The 20242-nt window shown below is 53.3% G+C and carries 19 protein-coding genes; 7 read left to right on the top strand and 12 right to left on the bottom strand.

What is annotated here, in order from left to right; genetic code table 11:
- Positions 1-3 precede the first annotated feature (3 nt).
- The 3 genes from cgtA to rplU all read right to left on the bottom strand — a co-directional run bounded on the left by cgtA (position 4) and on the right by rplU (position 1828).
- On the bottom strand, positions 4-1119 hold the full coding sequence (gene cgtA, locus FCS97_RS15875; RefSeq protein WP_138519419.1) for an Obg family GTPase CgtA: 1116 nt from the start codon (positions 1117-1119) through the stop codon (positions 4-6).
- A 120-nt stretch (positions 1120-1239) separates the two neighbouring features.
- Positions 1240-1500, bottom strand: a complete 261-nt coding sequence (rpmA, locus tag FCS97_RS15870; RefSeq protein ID WP_105027263.1) for a 50S ribosomal protein L27 — start codon at positions 1498-1500, stop codon at positions 1240-1242.
- 16 nt (positions 1501-1516) lie between these two features.
- A complete protein-coding gene (gene rplU, locus FCS97_RS15865) occupies positions 1517-1828 on the bottom strand; it encodes a 50S ribosomal protein L21 (protein WP_130558484.1) in 312 nt (103 codons plus the stop codon).
- Positions 1829-2042: 214 nt separating this feature from the next.
- On the opposite strand from rplU, the gene FCS97_RS15860 reads away from it, so the two are divergent.
- The 6 genes from FCS97_RS15860 to zapD all read left to right on the top strand — a co-directional run bounded on the left by FCS97_RS15860 (position 2043) and on the right by zapD (position 8451).
- Positions 2043-3035: a polyprenyl synthetase family protein gene (locus FCS97_RS15860; RefSeq protein ID WP_138519418.1), complete on the top strand. Its 993-nt coding sequence runs from the start codon at positions 2043-2045 to the stop codon at positions 3033-3035.
- Positions 3036-3142: 107 nt separating this feature from the next.
- Positions 3143-4840, top strand: a complete 1698-nt coding sequence (gene pilB / locus FCS97_RS15855; RefSeq protein ID WP_138519417.1) for a type IV-A pilus assembly ATPase PilB — start codon at positions 3143-3145, stop codon at positions 4838-4840.
- A 20-nt stretch (positions 4841-4860) separates the two neighbouring features.
- The gene (locus tag FCS97_RS15850) at positions 4861-6099 is read left to right on the top strand and encodes a type II secretion system F family protein (RefSeq protein WP_138519416.1); all 1239 of its coding nucleotides are present in this window, start codon (positions 4861-4863) and stop codon (positions 6097-6099) included.
- Positions 6096-6935: a prepilin peptidase gene (locus tag FCS97_RS15845; RefSeq protein WP_138519415.1), complete on the top strand. Its 840-nt coding sequence runs from the start codon at positions 6096-6098 to the stop codon at positions 6933-6935. Before FCS97_RS15850 ends, FCS97_RS15845 begins: the two co-directional genes overlap by 4 nt.
- Positions 6936-6942: 7 nt before the next feature.
- Complete coding sequence (gene coaE, locus FCS97_RS15840; RefSeq protein ID WP_138519414.1) at positions 6943-7569, top strand: dephospho-CoA kinase; 627 nt, start codon at positions 6943-6945, stop codon at positions 7567-7569.
- 120 nt (positions 7570-7689) lie between these two features.
- Positions 7690-8451: a cell division protein ZapD gene (zapD, locus tag FCS97_RS15835; RefSeq protein WP_425460754.1), complete on the top strand. Its 762-nt coding sequence runs from the start codon at positions 7690-7692 to the stop codon at positions 8449-8451.
- A gap of 10 nt (positions 8452-8461) precedes the next feature.
- Here zapD and FCS97_RS15830 read toward each other — a convergent pair whose 3' ends face one another.
- The 5 genes from FCS97_RS15830 to FCS97_RS15810 all read right to left on the bottom strand — a co-directional run bounded on the left by FCS97_RS15830 (position 8462) and on the right by FCS97_RS15810 (position 15424).
- Complete coding sequence (locus FCS97_RS15830; protein WP_171035347.1) at positions 8462-9424, bottom strand: Nudix family hydrolase; 963 nt, start codon at positions 9422-9424, stop codon at positions 8462-8464.
- A 5-nt stretch (positions 9425-9429) separates the two neighbouring features.
- A complete protein-coding gene (locus FCS97_RS15825; RefSeq protein ID WP_138519411.1) occupies positions 9430-10296 on the bottom strand; it encodes an ATP-binding protein in 867 nt (288 codons plus the stop codon).
- 12 nt (positions 10297-10308) lie between these two features.
- A complete protein-coding gene (gene argJ, locus FCS97_RS15820) occupies positions 10309-11538 on the bottom strand; it encodes a bifunctional glutamate N-acetyltransferase/amino-acid acetyltransferase ArgJ (protein WP_138519463.1) in 1230 nt (409 codons plus the stop codon).
- A 48-nt stretch (positions 11539-11586) separates the two neighbouring features.
- Positions 11587-14346, bottom strand: a complete 2760-nt coding sequence (gene secA / locus FCS97_RS15815; protein WP_138519410.1) for a preprotein translocase subunit SecA — start codon at positions 14344-14346, stop codon at positions 11587-11589.
- Positions 14347-14446: 100 nt separating this feature from the next.
- Positions 14447-15424, bottom strand: coding sequence for a M23 family metallopeptidase (locus FCS97_RS15810; RefSeq protein ID WP_138519409.1), 978 nt, complete (start codon positions 15422-15424; stop codon positions 14447-14449).
- Between the two features lie 70 nt (positions 15425-15494).
- Here FCS97_RS15810 and FCS97_RS15805 point away from each other — a divergent pair, with 70 nt between their 5' ends.
- Positions 15495-15944: a hypothetical protein gene (locus FCS97_RS15805; protein ID WP_138519408.1), complete on the top strand. Its 450-nt coding sequence runs from the start codon at positions 15495-15497 to the stop codon at positions 15942-15944.
- Positions 15945-16009: 65 nt separating this feature from the next.
- Here FCS97_RS15805 and lpxC read toward each other — a convergent pair whose 3' ends face one another.
- From lpxC to ftsA, 4 genes are all read right to left on the bottom strand, one after another.
- Positions 16010-16930 (bottom strand): UDP-3-O-acyl-N-acetylglucosamine deacetylase, encoded by a 921-nt coding sequence (gene lpxC, locus FCS97_RS15800; RefSeq protein WP_138519407.1) that lies wholly within the window; start codon positions 16928-16930, stop codon positions 16010-16012.
- Between the two features lie 146 nt (positions 16931-17076).
- Positions 17077-17580, bottom strand: a complete 504-nt coding sequence (locus tag FCS97_RS15795) for a peroxiredoxin (protein ID WP_138519406.1) — start codon at positions 17578-17580, stop codon at positions 17077-17079.
- 183 nt (positions 17581-17763) lie between these two features.
- A complete protein-coding gene (gene ftsZ, locus FCS97_RS15790; protein ID WP_138519405.1) occupies positions 17764-18933 on the bottom strand; it encodes a cell division protein FtsZ in 1170 nt (389 codons plus the stop codon).
- Between the two features lie 64 nt (positions 18934-18997).
- Positions 18998-20230 carry a cell division protein FtsA gene (gene ftsA, locus FCS97_RS15785; RefSeq protein ID WP_138519404.1) on the bottom strand — a complete coding sequence of 411 codons (1233 nt, stop codon included), beginning with the start codon at positions 20228-20230 and terminating at the stop codon, positions 18998-19000.
- Positions 20231-20242 lie beyond the last annotated feature (12 nt).

Raw genomic sequence — 20242 nt, 5'->3', positions numbered from 1 at the left:
AAGTTACTCCTGATCGTCGCCAGTTTGTTCGGGATTAATGAGTGTGCCGGTGCTTTCGCGAAAACGGGCATCGGGCTCGGGCGGAAACTCCACCTGCATTTGCTGAACCAGGTTTTCGTAAACCGACCGCATCAAGTTGGCCGTGTTTTCGCCTGTCAGGCTGGAAATGGGATGAACCTGCCCTTGCCAACCAGTTTTCTTCGTGTAACGTTTTACAAAATCGTCGATCTTCGCTTTGCGGTCTTCTTCCGCAATCATGTCAATTTTGTTCAACACCAACCAGCGGGGCTTGGCCCACAGCTCTTCGTCGTATTTGCGCAATTCTTCCACAATGGCGGCAGCCTCGTGCACCGGGTCAACGTTTTCATCAAACGGCGCCAAATCCACAAGGTGCAACAGCACACGGGTGCGGCTCAGGTGTTTCAAAAACTGGTGCCCCAGGCCTGCGCCTTCCGCAGCACCTTCAATCAAGCCTGGCACATCGGCGATCACAAAGCTTTGCGCATGACCAATCCGCACCACACCCAGGTTAGGGTGCAGGGTGGTAAACGGGTAATCTGCAATTTTCGGGCGAGCATTTGATACTGCGGCAATCAAGGTGGATTTGCCTGCGTTGGGCATGCCCAGCAGGCCCACATCGGCCAGCACTTTCAATTCAAGCTTGTAGCGGGCAGACTCACCGTCCTTGCCCTTGGTGAACTGGCGCGGCGCGCGGTTCACACTGCTTTTGAAGTGAATATTGCCCAATCCGCCGTCGCCGCCCTTGGCAATCAAGACCTGTTGCCCATGCTCAGTAAGGTCGGCCACAACCAGACCGGTTTCAGCATTCACAATGGTGGTGCCCACAGGCATTTTCAGCACGATGTCGGGGCCGGCTGCACCATAGCAATCAGACCCACGGCCATTCTCGCCACCCTTGGCACGGTGCTGCTTTGAAAAGCGGTAATCAATCAAAGTGTTCAGGTTGCGGTCAGCCTCAGCAAATACACTGCCGCCCTTGCCGCCGTCGCCACCGTCCGGGCCGCCCTTGGGAATGAATTTTTCACGACGAAAGCTGCCCGAGCCATTGCCGCCCTTGCCCGCAAACACCTCAATTGTTGCTTCGTCGATGAATTTCATGCCTGACCTTACTCTTATTACCTGATTACTTTGAAAATGAATGTACTTGGCCCCAAACGAAAATAGCCCTGCAATGCAGGGCTATTGGACCAAGCACGGTGTGCGGTGCAACCGAAGGAATTAACCTTCGCTGACCACGCTCACAGTTTTGCGGCGCAGGGCGCCCTTCACTGAGAACTGCACCTGACCGTCAGTCAGGGCGAACAATGTGTGATCTTTGCCCATGCCGACGTTGTCGCCAGCATGAAAACGTGTGCCGCGTTGGCGAATGATGATGCCGCCGGCATTAATTGCCTGGCCGCCAAACACCTTCACACCCAGTCGCTTGGCTTCTGAGTCACGTCCGTTGCGCGTAGAGCCGCCGCCTTTCTTACTTGCCATGAGTCATTCTCCTCTATCAAGCGTTGATGGCTTGGATCTGGATTTGAGTGTAGTTCTGGCGATGGCCTTGACGCTTTTGATAGTGCTTGCGACGACGCATCTTGAAGATCTTCACTTTGTCGTGACGACCGTGTGCCAAAACAACTGCCTTGACCGAAGCCCCTTGAACCAGTGGAGTACCCACTTTTACGGTGTCACCGCTACCAACGGCAAGCACTTCGTCCAGAGAGATTTCTTGGCCAATGTCAGCAGGTATCTGTTCTACTTTAAGTTTTTCACCAGCGATAACTTTGTATTGTTTACCACCGGTTTTTATGACCGCGTACATAGTTGACCCTTAAATTTACCAAAGTCTTTAATCAAACTTTCATTGATATGAATCCGAAAAAATTCGGATAGCCCGCAATTATGCTCGGAAAATTCAATGATGTCAAAGCCTTGTGCGCAAAGTTAGTACATTCTGCAAACCCTGTGGGGCTTTTCGCAAACACCCTCAAGTACAATATGCGCAACGCAATTAACCCACATATGCCTCAAAACCCATGCCTAGCCCTGCGCCCAGTGTGAAAAGCGTGTTGCTGCCGATTGCAGCCGACATGCAACAACTTGATCAAGTCATTCGCACCAGCCTGCATTCCGAGGTCAGCCTGATCAATCAAATCAGCGACTACATCATCAACGCCGGCGGAAAGCGGTTGCGTCCTGCATTGGTTATTCTGACAGCCCGCGCCCTGGGTGCCAACCCCCAGCAAATGTCACAAGCCATTGAATTGGCAGCAATTGTTGAATTCATTCACACTGCCACCTTGCTGCATGATGATGTGGTTGACGAATCCGACATGCGCCGTGGCCGCCTGACCGCGAATGCGGAATACGGGAACTCGGCAGCCGTGCTGGTGGGCGATTTCCTGTACTCCCGCTCGTTTCAAATGATGGTCAAAATTGGCTTGATGGACGTGATGGACGTGCTCTCGGAGGCCACCAACACCATTGCTGAGGGTGAGGTACTCCAGTTGCTGAACTGCAAAGACCCGGATGTGACCGAAACCCGGTACATGCAGGTTATCGACTTCAAAACCGCCAAGCTGTTTGAAGCTTCTTGCCGGCTAGCGGGTATTGTGACTGGCCAAAGCAGGGAATCCATCGCCAACCTAGGGCGCTTTGGCGCCGAGGTGGGCAGTGCTTTTCAGTTGATCGATGATGTACTGGATTACGCTGGTGAAAGTGCAGCTTTGGGTAAAAATGTGGGAGACGATCTTCGCGAAGGCAAACCCACCCTGCCCCTGATTCACGCCATGCAACATGCCGCGCCACTGGTCCAGGCTCAAATTCGGGATGCCATCGCCAACGGCGGCACCCAGGATGTCAGCGCCATCATGACAAGCATTGAACAAACCGGTTCGCTGAAGTACACCCGGGACAAAGCACTTGCGCTGGCCGAATCAGCCAAAATCCGATTGGGCACCTTGGCACCGAACCCGTACACCGAAGCGCTGACCCTGTTGTGCGACGTTGCGGTGAATCGCAACACCTGACTGGCACAAAAACATCCGCCTAGGTGATTGATAAGTACATACTGAATACGCATAGTTGGGCAATACCGCTGTTGATCCAAACCGTTCACCTTCAAGGACCTTGATCTATGAGCATCAGTAGTGCAATTGTCAAAAGCTCCGGGCTTATACGGGCACTGACCGCCAAAGGAATTCTGGACAACGCCCAAGTGGAGCAGCTGACCGCCGAGGAAGCACAAGGCCGCTCAGTGGCTGAGTGGATTGTGAACAACCGATTGGTGAGCGCCGAGCTACTGGCCAGTACCGTTTCCCAACATTTTGGTTACCCTTTGCTCGACCTGAGCCAGTTTGATGATTCCCGCGAGGGGCTTGAAACAGATTTGGTTCAAGCTGAAAAAGGACTGGAAGCCTTTGTACTGAATCGCCGACATGGCTCGCTAAGCGTGGCCATGGCCGACCCCACCGACCTGAGCACCATTCAACAACTGAAATTTCGCACCCAACTGCAGGTAGAACCCGTGGTGGTTGAATACGACAAACTACTGAACAGGATTGAGAAAAACGACCCGTCCCAGGGCATGGACGAGGGCTTGCTGACCGAGGTTGAATCTGATGCGGGCAACTCAAACAACGAAGAAGTTTCGCCAGACGTGGACGATGCGCCAATTGTGCGCTTCGTTCAACGGGTGCTCAACGATGCCCTGAAGAAAGGTGCATCCGACATTCACTTTGAACCCTACGAGAAAAGCTATCGGGTTCGATTTCGTATTGACGGTGTGCTTCAGGAAACTTCTCAGCCACCCCTGGCGGCCAAATCAAAGATTGCAGCTCGAATCAAGATCATGAGCCGCTTGAACACGACGGAAACACGGATACCTCAAGACGGCCGCATTCGCCTTACCTTGGGGGCAGACGAGCGAAAAATCGACTTCCGGGTCAGCACCCTGCCCACCTTGTTTGGTGAAAAAATTGTGATGCGTTTGCTCGACTCCAGCAAATCACTGTTAAAACTGGAGCAACTGGGATTTGACAACACCCAGCGCGCGGCTGTGGAGAAAGCCTTGGCGAAACCACATGGCATGATTTTGGTTACAGGCCCCACTGGCAGCGGCAAAACCGTGTCGCTGTACACCTTTCTGCAAATGCTAAACGATGATTCCATCAACATCAGTACCGTGGAAGATCCTGCAGAAATCAACCTGCCAGGAATCAACCAGGTCAACATCAACGAACGAATTGGCCTGACCTTTGCAAAGGCCCTGCGTGCCTTGCTTCGTCAGGATCCCGATGTAATCATGGTGGGCGAAATACGTGATCTTGAAACAGCAGATATTTCAATCAAGGCCTCACAAACAGGGCACAAGGTATTGTCTACCTTGCACACAAACGATGCCGTGTCGTCCATTATTCGCCTGAAAAACATGGGCGTTGAAACATTCAACATTGCCTCCTCAGTCAGCCTGATCATCGCGCAGCGACTGGTGCGTAAACTGTGCAATTGCAAATCCCCACACCCACTTGGGCTTCAAGCCTTGACCAATTCCGGTTTGTTGAAGGAAGTCCCCCAAGAGGATTGGACACCCTTCTGCGCGGTTGGCTGTGATGCCTGCAATGGCACAGGATACTCAGGTCGCACCGGGATTTATGAGGTGTTGCCCGTGTCCGAGACCATGCAGGAACTCATTATTTCAAGCGCTTCCGCCCTTGACATGGAGCGCCAGGCACGCCAAGAGGGCATTGCCAGCATGAGTGAATCAGGCCTTGCCAAAGTTCGATTGGGCATTACCAGCATTGAGGAAATTCTGAGCGCGACAAAAGCCGATTAATCAGCTTGCGAGCGCGCGCAATGAATGCACACCTGAAAGACAAAACCCAGTCCAGCGATCTTCTTTTCTTGTGGACTGAAAAGCCCAAAGGCAGGGCACGCAAAGCCCGAACAGGTGAAATCAGGGCAAGGTCAATTGACCATGCTCGCTACCAGCTTAGTCGACAGGGTGTCAAAGCCAGCTCACTTCGAAAGGCCAAACCTTACACTGGCAGCAAAATTCAACTGGCCATGGTGGCCTCGTTTGTAAGGCAACTTGCAGTCATGATCCAGTCGGGTGTACCCCTGGGGCAAAGTCTTGGCTTGATTGCCGGCGGCATGACCAGCAAACACAAACGCGGTATTCAAACTGTGGTCAGAGCCATTCGCGCAGACGTGGAAAGCGGCCTGAAGCTTAGCGAAGCCATGCGCAAACACCCGCGCTGCTTTGACAACCTGTTTTGCAACACGCTGGCAGCGGGTGAAAATGCAGGCGAACTGGACACGGCATTGGGCCGCCTGGCCACCCACATCGAAAAAACCCTGCGCATTCGGCAAAAGGTGCGCAAGGCCATGATTTACCCAAGCATAGTGGTGCTGGTGGCCATTGGGGTTACCGTGGGCATGTTGCTGTTTGTGCTGCCATCGTTCAAGTCCATTTACTCGCAGTTCAACGCCGAACTGCCTTTGCTCACCACATTGCTGCTAAAAGCATCCGACTTTCTTCAGCAATACGGCCTGATGCTGCTGGCTGCTTTGGGGCTCGGCATATACAGCCTTCTTCAAATGTATCGACGCAATCAGAAACTCAAAAGCTCAATGGACGTTGTGCTGTTGCGCGTGCCACTGATCGGAGACCTGATAAAAACAGCGGTCCACGCCCGCTGGACACGCACCTTTGCCACCTTGAGCGCTTCGGGCGTACCCATTACTTCCGCGCTGGAATCTGTGGCCAGCGTGTCTGACATTCGAAGCTTTCAGGAGGCCACACTTGAAATACGACAAGCCGTGGCCTCGGGTGGCCGGGTTTCAGACAGCATGGAGACCAGTCGATTATTTCCGCCTGAATCGATTCAGATGATTCGCATTGGCGAAGAATCCGGAAGGATGGACTCCATGCTTGAACGACTGGCCAACCAGTACGAAACCAATCTGGATGACAAAGTGGATACACTGTCCACCGTCATGGAGCCCATGATCATGTGCATTATTGGCATACTGGTGGGCGTGCTTATTGTGGGCATGTACATGCCAATCTTCAACATGGGAGACATTGTTTGACCGCACTGAATGGTTTGGAGCCCGCCCAATGGCTTTTGCTCAGCGCGTTGCTGGGATTGTGTATCGGCTCACTGCTGAATGTGGTGGCCCACCGATTGCCCATCATGATGCAACGCGCCTGGGACGCCGACCTAGCCGAAGCTCAAGGTCGCGAGCCCGAGGAACTCCCGCGGTTCAACCTGTTTCTTCCCGCATCCCATTGCCCCGCCTGCAAAACCCCACTAAAAGCCTGGCACAACATTCCCGTGCTGTCGTACTTGTTGCTGCGTGGCAAATGCGGGCATTGTTCAAGCCAAATTTCGATGCGTTACCCGGTGGTTGAGCTTCTTTGCGGCGGTGTGTTTCTGGCGATTGCCTCGCTCAATCCGCCTGGCGTTGTGGCCTTGGCCTTAATGGCATTTGCGGCCAGCCTCTTGGTCTTGGCACTGATCGACCTTGACACCTATCTGTTGCCAGACAGCATTACCCTGCCCTTGCTGTGGGCCGGTTTGCTGTTCAACCTGTTCTTCGATTTTGTACCACTGGCCAGCGCCGTATCCGGTGCAGCCCTGGGCTACCTGGTGTTGTGGCTGATTTATCAGCTGTTCAAACTGGCAACCGGCAAAGAAGGCATGGGTTACGGCGATTTCAAATTGCTGGCTGCAATTGGTGCCTGGCTCGGTGTCACATCGCTATTCAGCGTGGTGTTGTTTGCCTCCGTCTCGGGCATTGTGTTTGGCTTGGTCATTCAAACCATTCGCGGCAAGAAAAAAACCGATGCTTTTCCCTTCGGCCCCTGCCTTGTCATGGGTGCGCTGGCATGGATGGCGGGCTTTGACCTGACCAAATGGATTTGAACACGCCATGCACATTGCACTAGAAAAACCTCAGCAACTGGTTGTTGGACTAACCGGTGGAATCGGTTCCGGGAAAACTGCGGTTTCAAACCGGCTTCAAGCACTGGGTGCCACCGTGATTGACACCGATGAAATTGCCCACAGCCTGACAAAGGCCGGGGGACTGGCCATGCCCGACATACAAAAAGCTTTTGGCCCCGAGGCGGTGCTGCCCGATGGCAGCATGAATCGCGACCACATGCGGGCGTTGGTGTTCAAGGAGCCAGAAAAGCGCCTGACGCTTGAAAAAATTCTTCACCCCAAAATTCGTCAGCTTGTTCAACAACAACTTGATGCTGGAGCCCCTCTGTATTTTGTACTGGTGGTGCCCCTGCTGTTCGAAAAAGGGGGTTGGGGTGAATTGATGGACGAAATTATTGTGGTGGATTGCCCTGTGGAACAACAGGTCCACAGGGTGATTCAACGCAATGGTTGGCCAGAAACGCAGGTGCGCGCTGTGATGCAAAACCAGGCCACCCGAGAGACTCGACTGGCCGGGGCCACCCTGGTGATTGAAAACAATGGCGAGCTAGTCGAACTGATTGAAAAAATCGACTTTATGCACGAAAAATTAATAAAAAAAGCCCAAAAGTGATCTTGCTATTTGCATGAAAACCACAGGTGCGCCACAATCACACCTGATGTTCCTTTTAATTGCGATGGCTCGGTGACTCAAGTTACAGACGAACAACAGACCACCAATCCGGTCACTCAAATCACCACTTACGAGTTTCCACTCAACGAGAGAATTCGCACGCTCTTGCGCCTTGAGGATTTGTTCGCCAAATTTGGCTTCTTCATGTCGCAAGACCACCGACTGGACCATCACACAGCCCTGCTTACCCTCTTTGAAATCATCGAAGTGGGCTCCAGAGCCGACTTGAAAAGCGACTTGCTTCAAGAACTTGACCGCCAAAGGGCGTCGCTGGTGCAGTTTCGCGGCCACCCGGGCGTTGACCGCAACATGCTTGAAGAAACCCTCGCGAGCATTGATTCAACAGCGACCCATCTCAACCAGTGCAATGGCAGGCTTGGCTACCATTTGCGCGACAATGAATTCCTGATGATTATTCGCAGTCGTTGCACGATTCCGGGCGGCGTTTGTGAGTTTGATTTGCCTGGTTACCACCGCTGGCAGTCCCGATCAGCCCAGGCGCGCCGTGTTGATATTGAGGCTTGGTTTGAGCCCATGCGCCCTTTGGCCAAAGCAATTGAACTTGTTCTGAAAATTTTGCGCCACAGCGGAGAAATGAGCATGGTGACGGCGGAACAAGGCAATTACACCCAGCAAATGAGCGGCAAAACCTTTCAGCTTTTGCGGGTTGATTTACCAAGCGATCTGGAAGTAGTGCCTGAATTCAGCGCCAACAAATACATGCTTTGGATTCGCTTCAACATTCCGAATGCCAACGGGGTCAGCAAAAACAACCCCTATCTTGAACCCATCGAATTCAAGATCAGACTGTGTAATTTGTAGTTTGGCAGGCTCAAGCCGTGAACTGACTGAGCATTGCAATGCCGTGGGCCCCATGCAGGCGGGCATCGCGAACGTCTTCCCAAGCCAAACCACCAATTGCAAACACCGGCAAACGCGCACCCTGCGCAATTTCAAGAAAATTCCCCCAGCCCAAACCCGACTGCCCGGGATGTGAAATGGTCTGTTTCACAGCCCCTAGCACGGCGTAGCCCAAGCCACGGTCAAAAGCCGCTGTCAGGCTGGCTGCATCGTGCACTGAAGCACCCGCACACTGAAAATCCTGAAACTGACCCGACAGCAAATGCGCCTGCGTCAAATGCAGCGGGCATGGCAATGCGTCCAGATGATCACGAAGGTTTATCCAGGTGTCCGAGTTCAACAGCATGGCCTGCCCTGTTTTTTGACACAGGCCATAACAATGTTCGAATGCACGAATTAATGCATCGCCGCGCAGGGTTTTTTCCCGAAACTGAACATACACGGGCATTTTCGAGCCATTCAAACCCTTCTCCAATCGCTTGGAACAGGCCTCGAACCCAGCCTCATAATTGCTCAATGCCATCACCGTAGGCTGGGCCAATTTGGGCAGCAAGGGTTCGGTCGCGGGCAAAATCGGGGAGAGATCAGCGCTGTCAAGGCTGGCCCAGGTAAAGGGCTGTTGCTCAAGTGATTTGGGTATACCTTCAAAACGCCACACCCGGTACAAGTGCAAACGTACGTTGGCATGCTCGTAATCGTGTTCAATACGAAACCACGGACCACCTTCAAGGGCGGTGATATCGAGCTCTTCCTTTAATTCACGGACAAGGGCCTGCCACACGGTTTCATCAGGCTCTACTTTGCCGCCAGGAAATTCCCAATAACCGGCATAAGGCTTCCCCTCTGGCCGACACCCCCACAGCACCTGGCCGTGGGCATTGAATACCACGGCCACCGCAACATCGATTCTGGGTTTTAAAGGGGTACTCGTCACTCGGCTTACAAACCTTTGGAGCCAGCCCAATGCTTGGCAAACTGGTAAGCCAGGCGACCACTGCGGCTGCCACGCTCAATGGTCCAGCGAAGCGCGATGTGGCGAGCCTCGTCGGTGTAGGGCATGTTGAAATGCTCCAGCCACACCTGAACGGCGGCCAGGTATTCATCCTGATTGAACGCATGAAAAGATACCCACACACCGAACCGGTCTGACAGTGATACTTTTTCCTCAATGCCCTCGGCGGGACGAATTTCGCCATTGTCCATGTGCTGGGTTTGAAGGTTGTCCTTCATCATTTGGGGCAACAAATGGCGGCGGTTTGAGGTGGCATAGATGAGCACATTGTCAGACGTACCCGCGATCGAGCCATCAAGCACGCTTTTCAGGGCCTTATAACCCGCCTCACCCTCTTCGAAAGACAGGTCATCACAAAACACAATAAAACGTTCGGGCCTGCCATTGACCAGGTCAACCACATCCTGCAAAAACAGCAAGTCTGTTTTATCAACCTCGATCAAGCGTAGACCCTGTGGCGCATAGCGGCTCAGCATGGCTCGCACCAAGCTGGATTTACCAGTGCCACGGGCACCAGTCAGCAACACGTTATTGGCGGGCAAGCCCTTTACGAACTGGTGGGTGTTCTGGTCCACTTTCTCTAGTTGGGGGCCAATGTTCTTGAGCACTGCCGCATCCAGTGACTCAACTGTTTTAACTGGCTCAAGGCGCAATTGCCCTGCGCGGTGGTGCAAACGAAATGCCGTGGAGGCATTCCAGTTATTCGGGGCTTTCATCACCCCCTGCTCCAAGGCTTGGGCTATTCGGCTAAGTTGCTCGAGAATGGCCTTGGTGTCGTTGTGCTGGGTACTCATGGCGCAGCCGTTTTAACTGCGGTAGTCCGCGTTGATGGTGACATACTCATGCGAAAAGTCGGTAGTCCACACGGTGGTACTGGCATTGCCACGCCCAAGTTGCACACGCACCGTAATTTCCGCATCGTTCATCACGGCTTGTCCTTGCTCTTCCCGATAATCGGGGTGACGGCCACCGTTTTGGGCCACATACACATCGCCCAGGTACAGTTGAATTTTGGTTTGATCCAGGTCATCAATACCGGCATAGCCCACCGCCGCCAAAATACGGCCAAGGTTGGGATCAGATGCGAAGAAAGCGGTTTTCACCAAAGGCGAATGACCAATTGCATAAGCCACTTTCAACGCTTCTTCTTCACTGCCAGCCTGTTCTACCTTCACCGTAATGAATTTGGTTGCACCCTCGCCATCGCGCACAATCGCCTGGGCCAACTTGATCGACTCGGCCTTCAATGCGTCGAACACGGCTGCGGCTTCAGGCTCATTGCCAGTTTGAATATTCACGGCCTTGCTTTTGCCGGTGGCAATCACGACAAAGCTGTCATTCGTTGAGGTATCGCCGTCAATCGTGATGCGGTTGAACGACGCATCGGCCATGGCAGTGGTCCACTTGTCCAGCACAGGCTGTGCAATGGCGGCATCGGTGGCCAAATACCCCAGCATGGTCGCCATATTGGGGCGAATCATGCCCGCACCTTTGGACACACCAGTAATTGCGATTTCCCCAGCGCCCACTTTCAGTTTGCGACTGCTGGCTTTGGGCAGGGTGTCGGTGGTCATGATTGAAGTGGCTGCATCCAGCCAGTCGGCCTTGCCCAAACCAGCAACAGCTTGATCAATGCCCAATAACAAGCGATCCATTGGCAGGTTTTCGAGGATAACGCCGGTTGAAAACACAAGTACTTGCTCGGGCTCGACGCCTAGAAGTTCAGCCACCTTGGCCGTGGTTGCGCGTGCATCGGCCAAACCACGTTCGCCTGTACCAGCGTTGGCGCAACCGGTATTCACCACCAAAGCGCGAATGCCCTTGCCCGCCTTCAAATGGGCCTGACAAACCTGAACCGGTGCCGCACAAAAGCGGTTTTTCGTGAATACGCCTGCCACACTGCTGCCCTCGGCCACACGCACCACCAACACATCTTTTCGGTTGGGCTTGCGAATTTGGGCCATGGCATAACCCATGTCCAAACCGGCAACTGGAAACAGTGAATCAGCGGCGGGTACATTCAAATTCACGGGCATGGCGATCAACTCCTTGGCACGCGCGTTTGCGCACATATTTCAATAGTTTCAGGAAATTTTCCCGTGGCACTGCTTGTATTTCTTGCCAGAGCCACAAGGGCATGGGTCATTACGGCCCACCTTCTCACTGACCCTGCGCGGAACATTGGCGGGTGCAGCAGCGCGCGATTCTTCCTCAGCCTTTTCTTCTTCACCGCTGGCATCTGGATGCTGGTATTGCATATTGCCCAGGTGCGCGGCCGCTTCCTGTTCCAGTTGCTGCTCCGCCTGTTGCACCTGCTCTGCAGATTGAACCCGCACGGTGAGCAACACCTTGGCCACTTCGTCACGCACACGGTTCAGCAGGGCTCCAAACAATTCGAACGCTTCGCGCTTGTATTCCTGTTTGGGGTTTTTCTGGGCGTAACCACGCAGATGAATGCCCTGGCGCAGGTAATCCAGTGCGGCCAGGTGCTCACGCCAGTGGGTGTCAATGCTTTGCAACAGCAGCGTTTTCTCAAACTTGGCAAATGAATCCACACCGACCAGTTGAACCTTGGCCTCGTAAATTTCATCCGCCATTTGAAGAATTCGCTTCAGGAAGTCTTCGTCCGAGCTTTTCGCATCGTCTTCGAGCCATTTGCGCAAGGTGGCTTCTAGCTGATACTCGTTGTGCAACACGGTTTCCAAACCTTCCAGATCCCATTGTTCTTCAACGGATTCTTCGGGAATGTACTCACGGAACACAGATTCCAGTGCGCCATGACGCAAGTTGCCGATGGTTTCGCGGATTTCAGCCGATTCCAGAATTTCATTGCGCTGCGCATAAATGATTTTGCGCTGCTCATTGGACACATCATCGTATTCCAGCAATTGCTTGCGAATGTCGAAGTTGCGGCCTTCCACTTTGCGTTGGGCAGACTCGATTGAGCGAGAGACAATGCCTGCTTCAATGGCCTCGCCTTCTGGCAGCTTGAGGCGCTCCATGATCGCGCGCACCCGGTCGCCCGCAAAAATGCGCAGCAACTGGTCTTCCATCGACAGGTAAAAACGCGATGAACCCGCATCGCCCTGGCGACCAGCACGGCCGCGCAGCTGATTGTCAATTCGGCGGCTTTCATGGCGTTCACAACCAATGATGTGCAAACCACCCGAAGCTAATACGGCCTCGTTGCGCAGTTTCCATTCAGCGCGAGCTTTTTCGATCAGTGCCGGTTTGGCGGCCTCGTCAATTTCCGCATTGTTTTCAATGCCGGCAAGCTCACGTTCCAGGTTGCCACCCAACACAATGTCGGTACCACGACCAGCCATATTGGTCGCAATGGTGATGGCTTTCGGGCGCCCTGCCTGCGCCACAATTTCGGCCTCGCGCTCATGCTGCTTGGCATTCAGCACATTGTGGGGCAGTTTCTCTTGCTCAAGGAAACTCGCGATCAGCTCGGAATTCTCGATGGATGTAGTACCCACCAGCACAGGCTGGCCGCGTTCGTAGCAGTCCTTGATGTCTTCAAGGATGGCGTTGTATTTCTCACGCGCGCTTTTGTAAATCTTGTCCTGCGCATCTTTACGCTGGATGGCGCGATGCGTTGGAATAATCACGGTTTCTAGACCATAAATGGACTGGAATTCAAACGCTTCGGTGTCGGCTGTACCGGTCATACCAGACAGCTTCTTGTACATGCGGAAGTAATTCTGGAATGTGATGGACGCAAGCGTTTGGTTCTCGGCTTGAATGCGGACACCTTCCTTGGCTTCCACAGCCTGGTGCAAGCCATCAGACCAGCGGCGACCCGGCATCAGGCGACCTGTGAATTCATCCACGATGATGACTTCACCGTTTTGAACCACATAATGCTGGTCTTTGTGAAACAGGTTGTGGGCGCGCAGGGCGGCCATCACGTGGTGCATCAGCGAAATATTCGCAGCGTCGTACAGGCTGGCACCTTCTGGCAACAAACCCATTTGGGTCAAAATTTGCTCGGCCTTCTCATGGCCAGCTTCACTCATCTGGATTTGGTGGCCTTTCTCGTCTACGAAAAAGTCGCCTGGAACCTCTTCCTCGCCGGGCTTTTGCTCGCTTTGCATACGCACCAGTTGCTTGGGCAAGCTGTCGAGCTTGCGGTACATCTCGGTGTGGTCGTCCGCCTGACCCGAGATGATCAAAGGCGTGCGCGCCTCGTCGATCAAAATCGAATCAACTTCGTCAACAATCGCGTAATTCAGGCCGCGCTGTACGCGCTCACCCACGCTGTACACCATGTTGTCGCGCAGATAATCAAAACCAAATTCGTTGTTGGTGCCGTATGTAATGTCGGAGGCGTAAGCAGCCTGCTTCTGGTCGTGCGGCATGCGGGACAGGTTGCAACCCACCGTCAAACCCAGAAAGCTGTAAAGCTTGCCCATCCACGCAGCATCGCGGGAAGCCAGGTAATCGTTCACGGTAATCACGTGAACGCCCTTGCCTTCCAGCGCATTGAGGTACGCAGGCAAGGTGGCCACCAGTGTTTTACCCTCACCGGTGCGCATTTCTGAAATTTTGCCTTGATGCAGGGCCATGCCGCCGATCAGCTGCACATCGAAGTGCCGCATGCCGAACACCCGCACGCTGGCTTCGCGCACAACGGCAAACGCCTCGGGCAGCAAACTGTCCAGCGTGTCGCCCTTGGCCAGGCGCTCTTTGAATTCGATGGTTTTCGCGCGCAGGGCATCGTCGCTCAGGGCCTGAACGGTAGGCTCTAGCGCGTTGATTTGGTTGACGGTTTTACGGTAGGTTTTCAGCAACCGTTCATTGCGGCTGCCAAAAAGCTTTTTCAGAGTGTCTGTGATCATAATGTCGGCTGGTTCGACCCATGTGGGGCCTGAAAGTCAATCGACCGGGTTTTGGGTCCGGTCGATTCCAAAAACAGCCTAGAAGTTTAGCACGCGAAGCTTAGTCCAGCGGGACCGCAGCGCTTTCCGAGAATAAGCCGTTCAAGGCGGCTACAGTTGACGGACCAGGACGGGGAAGACCGTTCTTTTCCAAAAACTTGTTGGGGTTTTGTGGGACACCATCTACACGCACCTCGAAGTGCAGGTGTGGGCCAGTGGAGCGGCCTGTGCTGCCCACCAAGGCAATTTTTTGACCCAGGCGCACAATGTCACCGGGTTTGACCAGCAGCTTGGATGCGTGGGCATAGCGCGTGGTGGTTTTGTTGTTGTGCTCAATTTCAACCATATTGCCGTAGCCTGGGTGCCACTTGGCCTCTACCACCACACCAGCGGCGGCAGCCAGAATGGGGGTACCAGTTGGCGCAATGAAATCGATGCCTTCGTGAACTGAACGACGCCCGGTGAAGGGATCAATCCGGTTGCCAAAATTGCTGACTGCGATGGTGTCTGTCAGGGGGGATTCGTTGGGAACACTGAGAAACTTGACGCGGGCGCTTTGAAGGTCGGTATCGATGATGCTGAACACATCGGCCTGCCGTTCAATTTGGCTGGCCACCGCCGAGATGGCCGTTTTGACTTCCCGGAAATTCAAAGACTTTTCATCTTTCTGTTGCAAACCACCTTGGCCCAGCTGTTCGGTCAAGGTAACTTTGGTGTCTAGCCCGTTGGATTTCAACAATCGCACACTGACGGCATCCAGACGGGCGAGTTGCGCACGCATCTCGGCCAGACGAATGGCCATGGCGTCCAGGGGGCTGCCGGTTTCAGCCACATCGTGGTGTTTGGCCAGCTGCCGCGCATATACAATGTCTTGTACCACGGGAATTTCTTCGCCATAGCGCGCAGCCAAATACAGGCCGGCAGCCGTGAAAGAACCCGCCAAAAGAACCAGCAAAACAAACAACAAAGCGATGTGGCTGGTCTTGATACTGATTACACTGGTGCGAGAAAAAGGACCCCGCATAAGAATTAACTGCATGTATAACCTCCTCAATCCGCGTAGCGAACCGAATTCACCCGTTTTGAACGGGTTTTAGTGAGAACACCTGGTGAAACCCAAGCATTCCGCATTATCTCCCTTGGCCAGCCTGATGCAGGAACCGCAAACAAGCTCGCTAATTACTCAAGCGGCGCAGTCGCGTCGACTTGAGAAGATCATTCACAGCTGGCCGTCGCTTCGCGGCGTAACCTTCAGTGTTGGACCCATCAAAAAAGACAAACTAAAAATTTTCGTGTCGACCCCGGCGGCGCTGACGCGCCTGAGGCAATCCTTACCCAGCCTGATTCAACATCTGCAGGGTTCGGGCATGAATATAAACGAAATTCAGCTACAAATACAAACCAACCCCTTGACATCGAAGCAGTTGGAACGTCGCCCAAAAAGGGCTGTTTTCTCGGATGCAGCCAAAAAAGCATGGCTGGACCTTGAAAACCGGCTGGGAGATTCGCCACTGAAGGAGGCCACCCAAGCCCTCAACAAACATCACAAATTCAAGTAGTTTCTAGAATGTATCCGAAAACTACAAGATTTTGTTATGTTTAATATTATTTTACAATTGGGCGCCTAGGCAACTGCCCAATCTGCTCTAAATACAGTAGGTGTTTCCCTGACGCTTTCAAAGGTCACCACCTCAAAGGCAGAGGCGTCCTGAATCAGGGCCCGGATCAGTTGGTTGTTCAAACCGTGTCCGGAACGATAGGCCTGGTATTCGCCAATAATTGGATGACCGATCACGTACAAGTCGCCGATGGCATCCAGTACTTTGTGTTTGACAAACTCGTCGTCGTAGCGCAAACCGTCCGAATTCAGGATTCGGTACTCATCCATCACAATCGCATTGTCCAGATTACCGCCCAGTGCGAGGCCCAGATTGCGCAAGGTTTCCACATCCTGCGTGAAACCAAAGGTGCGTGCCCGGGCGATGTCTCGGGTGAAAGAAGTTCTTGAGAAGTCAATTTCAACCATCTGCCCGGTTTTATCAATCGCCGGGTGGCCGAAATCAATTTCAAACTTCAGGCGGAAGCCGTCGTAGGGCTTCAAACTGGCGTACTTCAGGTTTGCACCCTCGCCCTCCCGAACTTCAATTGCTTTTTTGACACGGATAAACTTCTTCAAGGCAGATTGTTCAACCAAACCCGCCTGTTGAATTAGAAACACGAATGAAATGGCGCTGCCATCCATGATGGGCACTTCCACCGCGGTCAGGTCGATGTAGGCATTGTCAACGCCCAAACCACACAAGGCAGACATCAGGTGTTCAATTGTGGAAACCTTGGCACCGTCTTTCTCAAGGGTAGACGCCATACGCGTGTCACCGATCGCGAGCGCATTCACGGGGAAGTCGACCGGCTCGGGCAGGTCGACCCTCCGGAACACGATTCCCGTGTCAGGGGGCGCAGGTCGCAGCGTCATGGTCACTCGCTTGCCGGAATGCAAGCCAATGCCCGTGGCACTCAACACTTGTTTTAGGGTTCTCTGTTTCACACAACTTTCCTTGAATTGTCACCGAAGTGTAACCAGCAGCTCAGTTCAACCCAAGATTTTTTATGGAGGTCAAACTCCAATTAGGGTTAAAACGGGGTAAAAGTGTCGCAAAATTGCACGAATTACCCTGTTTTCTCGGTTATTTCTCAGATCTGGGACAGCAGTTTTTCTGCGGTACTGTTCTCAAAAACGCCGGGCGCTTCCAGATTGAACTGGGTCACCACGCCGTCTTTCACCAACATGGAATAGCGATTGGAACGAACACCCATGCCACGCGCGGTCAGGTCCAGTTCCATGCCAATTTTTTTGGTGAATTCAGCAGAGCCGTCGGCCAACATGCGAATTTTGCCTTCAGCACCCATGGACTTGCCCCACATGCCCATGACGAAAGCATCGTTCACAGAAATGCACCAGATTTCATCAACGCCCTTGGCTTTGAAGGCATCAAAATGCTCGATAAACCCGGGCACATGCTTGGCTGAACAGGTTGGGGTGTAAGCCCCGGGCAAGGCAAGGATCGCCACTGTTTTACCGGCCAGCTCTTTTTCCACCTCGAATTTGTTGGGACCCAATGAACAGCCCTCGGTTTCTTCGTGAAAAAACTCGAACACGGTTGCGTTGGGCAGTTTGTCACCGATCTTGATTGTCATTTTTATACTTCTCCAAAAACCTTAAAAATACACCACACAAGCGACCCTGGGTAGATCGCGGATTTGCAGTCTTCGGCAAAACTGCAAACTTCACCCGCGAACCACCGAGGGTGTTGATAGGACATTCACTTCTCGAAAATGTTCTCGAAAAGCGGATCGCTTGCGTTGGCTGACTCGCTACGTTCAGTCGGCCTGACGACGCAAGAACGCAGGGATGTCAAACCGGTCCATGCCACTGTCCTGCAAAGCCTGTACGCGTGAAGCGGCATTGTCGCGCGGGTTACGGAATACGGCCGGAATGGCGTAATCCGTTTCACCTTGCTGACCACCAAACGCGTCTGATGTGCCTGTACGTGCCATGGGCTGATATTGCTCGGCCTGTACCAAAGTTGGCTTGGCTGCCTTGCGGCCCAAACCAGTGGCAACCACGGTTACACGAAGGTCGTCGCCCATGGTTTCATCGTAGGCAGTACCAAAAATCACTGTGGCATCTTCAGCCGCATAGGCGCGAATGATGTTCATGACTTCCTTGGTTTCTTTCAGCTTCAGGCTCTTGCTTGAAGTGATGTTGACCAACACGCCACGTGCTCCCGACAAATCGACACCTTCCAGCAACGGAGAGGCGATGGCTTGCTCGGCGGCTTCACGTGCACGGTCTGGACCGTTGGCAGTTGCGGTGCCCATCATGGCCTTGCCCACTTCTGACATGATGGTTTTCACGTCTTCGAAGTCGACGTTCACGTTGCCTTCGACATTGATGATTTCTGCAATGCCTGCACATGCGTTGTGCAGCACATCGTCAGCTGCAATGAAGCAGTCTTCCTGTGTGGCATCGTCGCCAACCACTTCCAGCAACTTCTCGTTCAACACGATGATTAGTGAATTCACTTTGCTGGACAGTTTTTCCAAGCCTTCTTCTGCAGCCTTGCAACGCTTGGTGCCTTCAAACTCAAAAGGCTTGGTCACCACGGCCACGGTCAGAATGCCCAACTCTTGCGCCACTTCAGCCACCACAGGCGCTGCGCCCGTGCCTGTACCGCCACCCATACCGGCAGTAATAAACACCATGTGCGCACCGCGCAGTGCATCGCGGATGCGGTCACGGTCTTCCTCTGCGGCCTGGCGGCCAGCCTCAGGTTTTGCACCTGCACCCAAGCCGGTTTTACCCAACTGAATGAGCACATTGGCTTTGGTTTTGGCCAAGGCTTGTGCATCTGTGTTGGCGCAAATGAATTCGACGTTTTGAACGCCTTGCGCAATCATGTGGGCCACCGCGTTACCGCCCGCGCCGCCTACACCTACAACTTTAATGACAGTCCCTTGGGTTTCTGTCTCGAGAATTTCAAATGACATGGTGTTTGCCTCCTATCTAGCAAAAATTGAACATCGCCGAAAAAATTAAAGTTAAAAACTACGATTAAAAATTACCCAAAAACCACTCTTTCATTTTCTGTACCGTTTGCTTCAGGCCGCCACCCTGCGAAGCCACACGGCGACCACGCAAATGCTGCGCGCGTGCTTCATGTAGCAAACCCATGGCTGTTGCAAAACGGGGGGTACGAACCATGTCAGCCAAACCACCTGCGTAATCGGGAACACCAATTCGCACTGGTTTCATGAAAATGTCTTCGCCCAGTTCTGCAATGCCCGGCATCAAGCTGGTGCCGCCGGTCAACACAACACCTGAGGACAACAATTCTTCGTAACCCGATTCGCGCAATACTTGTTGCACCATCAAGAACAACTCTTCAAGACGTGGTTCGATGACAGCAGCCAGCGCTTGTTTTGACAAAGTGCGTGGATCGCGCTCGCCTATTCCGGGCACGTCGATTTTGGCGTGAGGGTCGGCCAATACCTGTTTGGCCACACCGTGACGAATTTTGATTTCTTCCGCGTCGGGTGTTGGGGTACGCAAAGCCATTGCAATGTCATTGGTGATTTGATCACCCGCAATTGGAATGACCGCCGTGTGGCGAATTGCGCCGCCAGTGAACACCGCGATGTCGGTGGTGCCGCCGCCAATATCAATCAGCACCACACCCAATTCTTTTTCATCTTCGGTCAACACAGCCATGCTGGAGGCCAGCGGCTGCAGCATCAGGTCTTGCACTTCAAGACCACAGCGGCGAACACACTTCACGATGTTTTGTGCAGCAGACACTGCCCCCGTCACAATGTGTACGCGGGTTTCCAAACGCACACCACTCATGCCCAGTGGCTCGCGTACATCTTCCTGACCGTCCACAATAAATTCTTGCGGCAGCACATGCAGAATTTGCTGATCAGTCGGAATGTTCACGGCCTTGGCTGTTTCAATGACGCGCGCCACATCGGCTTGGGTTACTTCGCGTTCTTTAATCGCAACCATGCCTGAGGAATTGAAGCTGCGAATGTGGCTGCCTGCAATGCCTGTGAGCACGGTTTTAATTTTGCAGTCGGCCATCAACTCGGCTTCTTCCAAAGCCTGTTGAATGGAATGCACTGTGGACTCAATGTTGACCACTACGCCTTTTTTCAATCCCCGCGATTCATGTTGCGCCACGCCAATGACTTCGAAGCGGCCATCTGGCAACAGCTCCGCAACCATGGCGACAACTTTCGCAGTGCCAATGTCCAGCCCAACTATCAAATCTTTTGGCTCTTTATTCATGGTGCCCAGTTT

This window comes from Limnobacter alexandrii, assembly GCF_005871185.1.
GTDB lineage: Bacteria > Pseudomonadota > Gammaproteobacteria > Burkholderiales > Burkholderiaceae_B > Limnobacter > Limnobacter alexandrii.
Note: the sequence above shows the minus strand (reverse complement) of the source record. Positions and strands in the feature narration are given on the sequence as shown.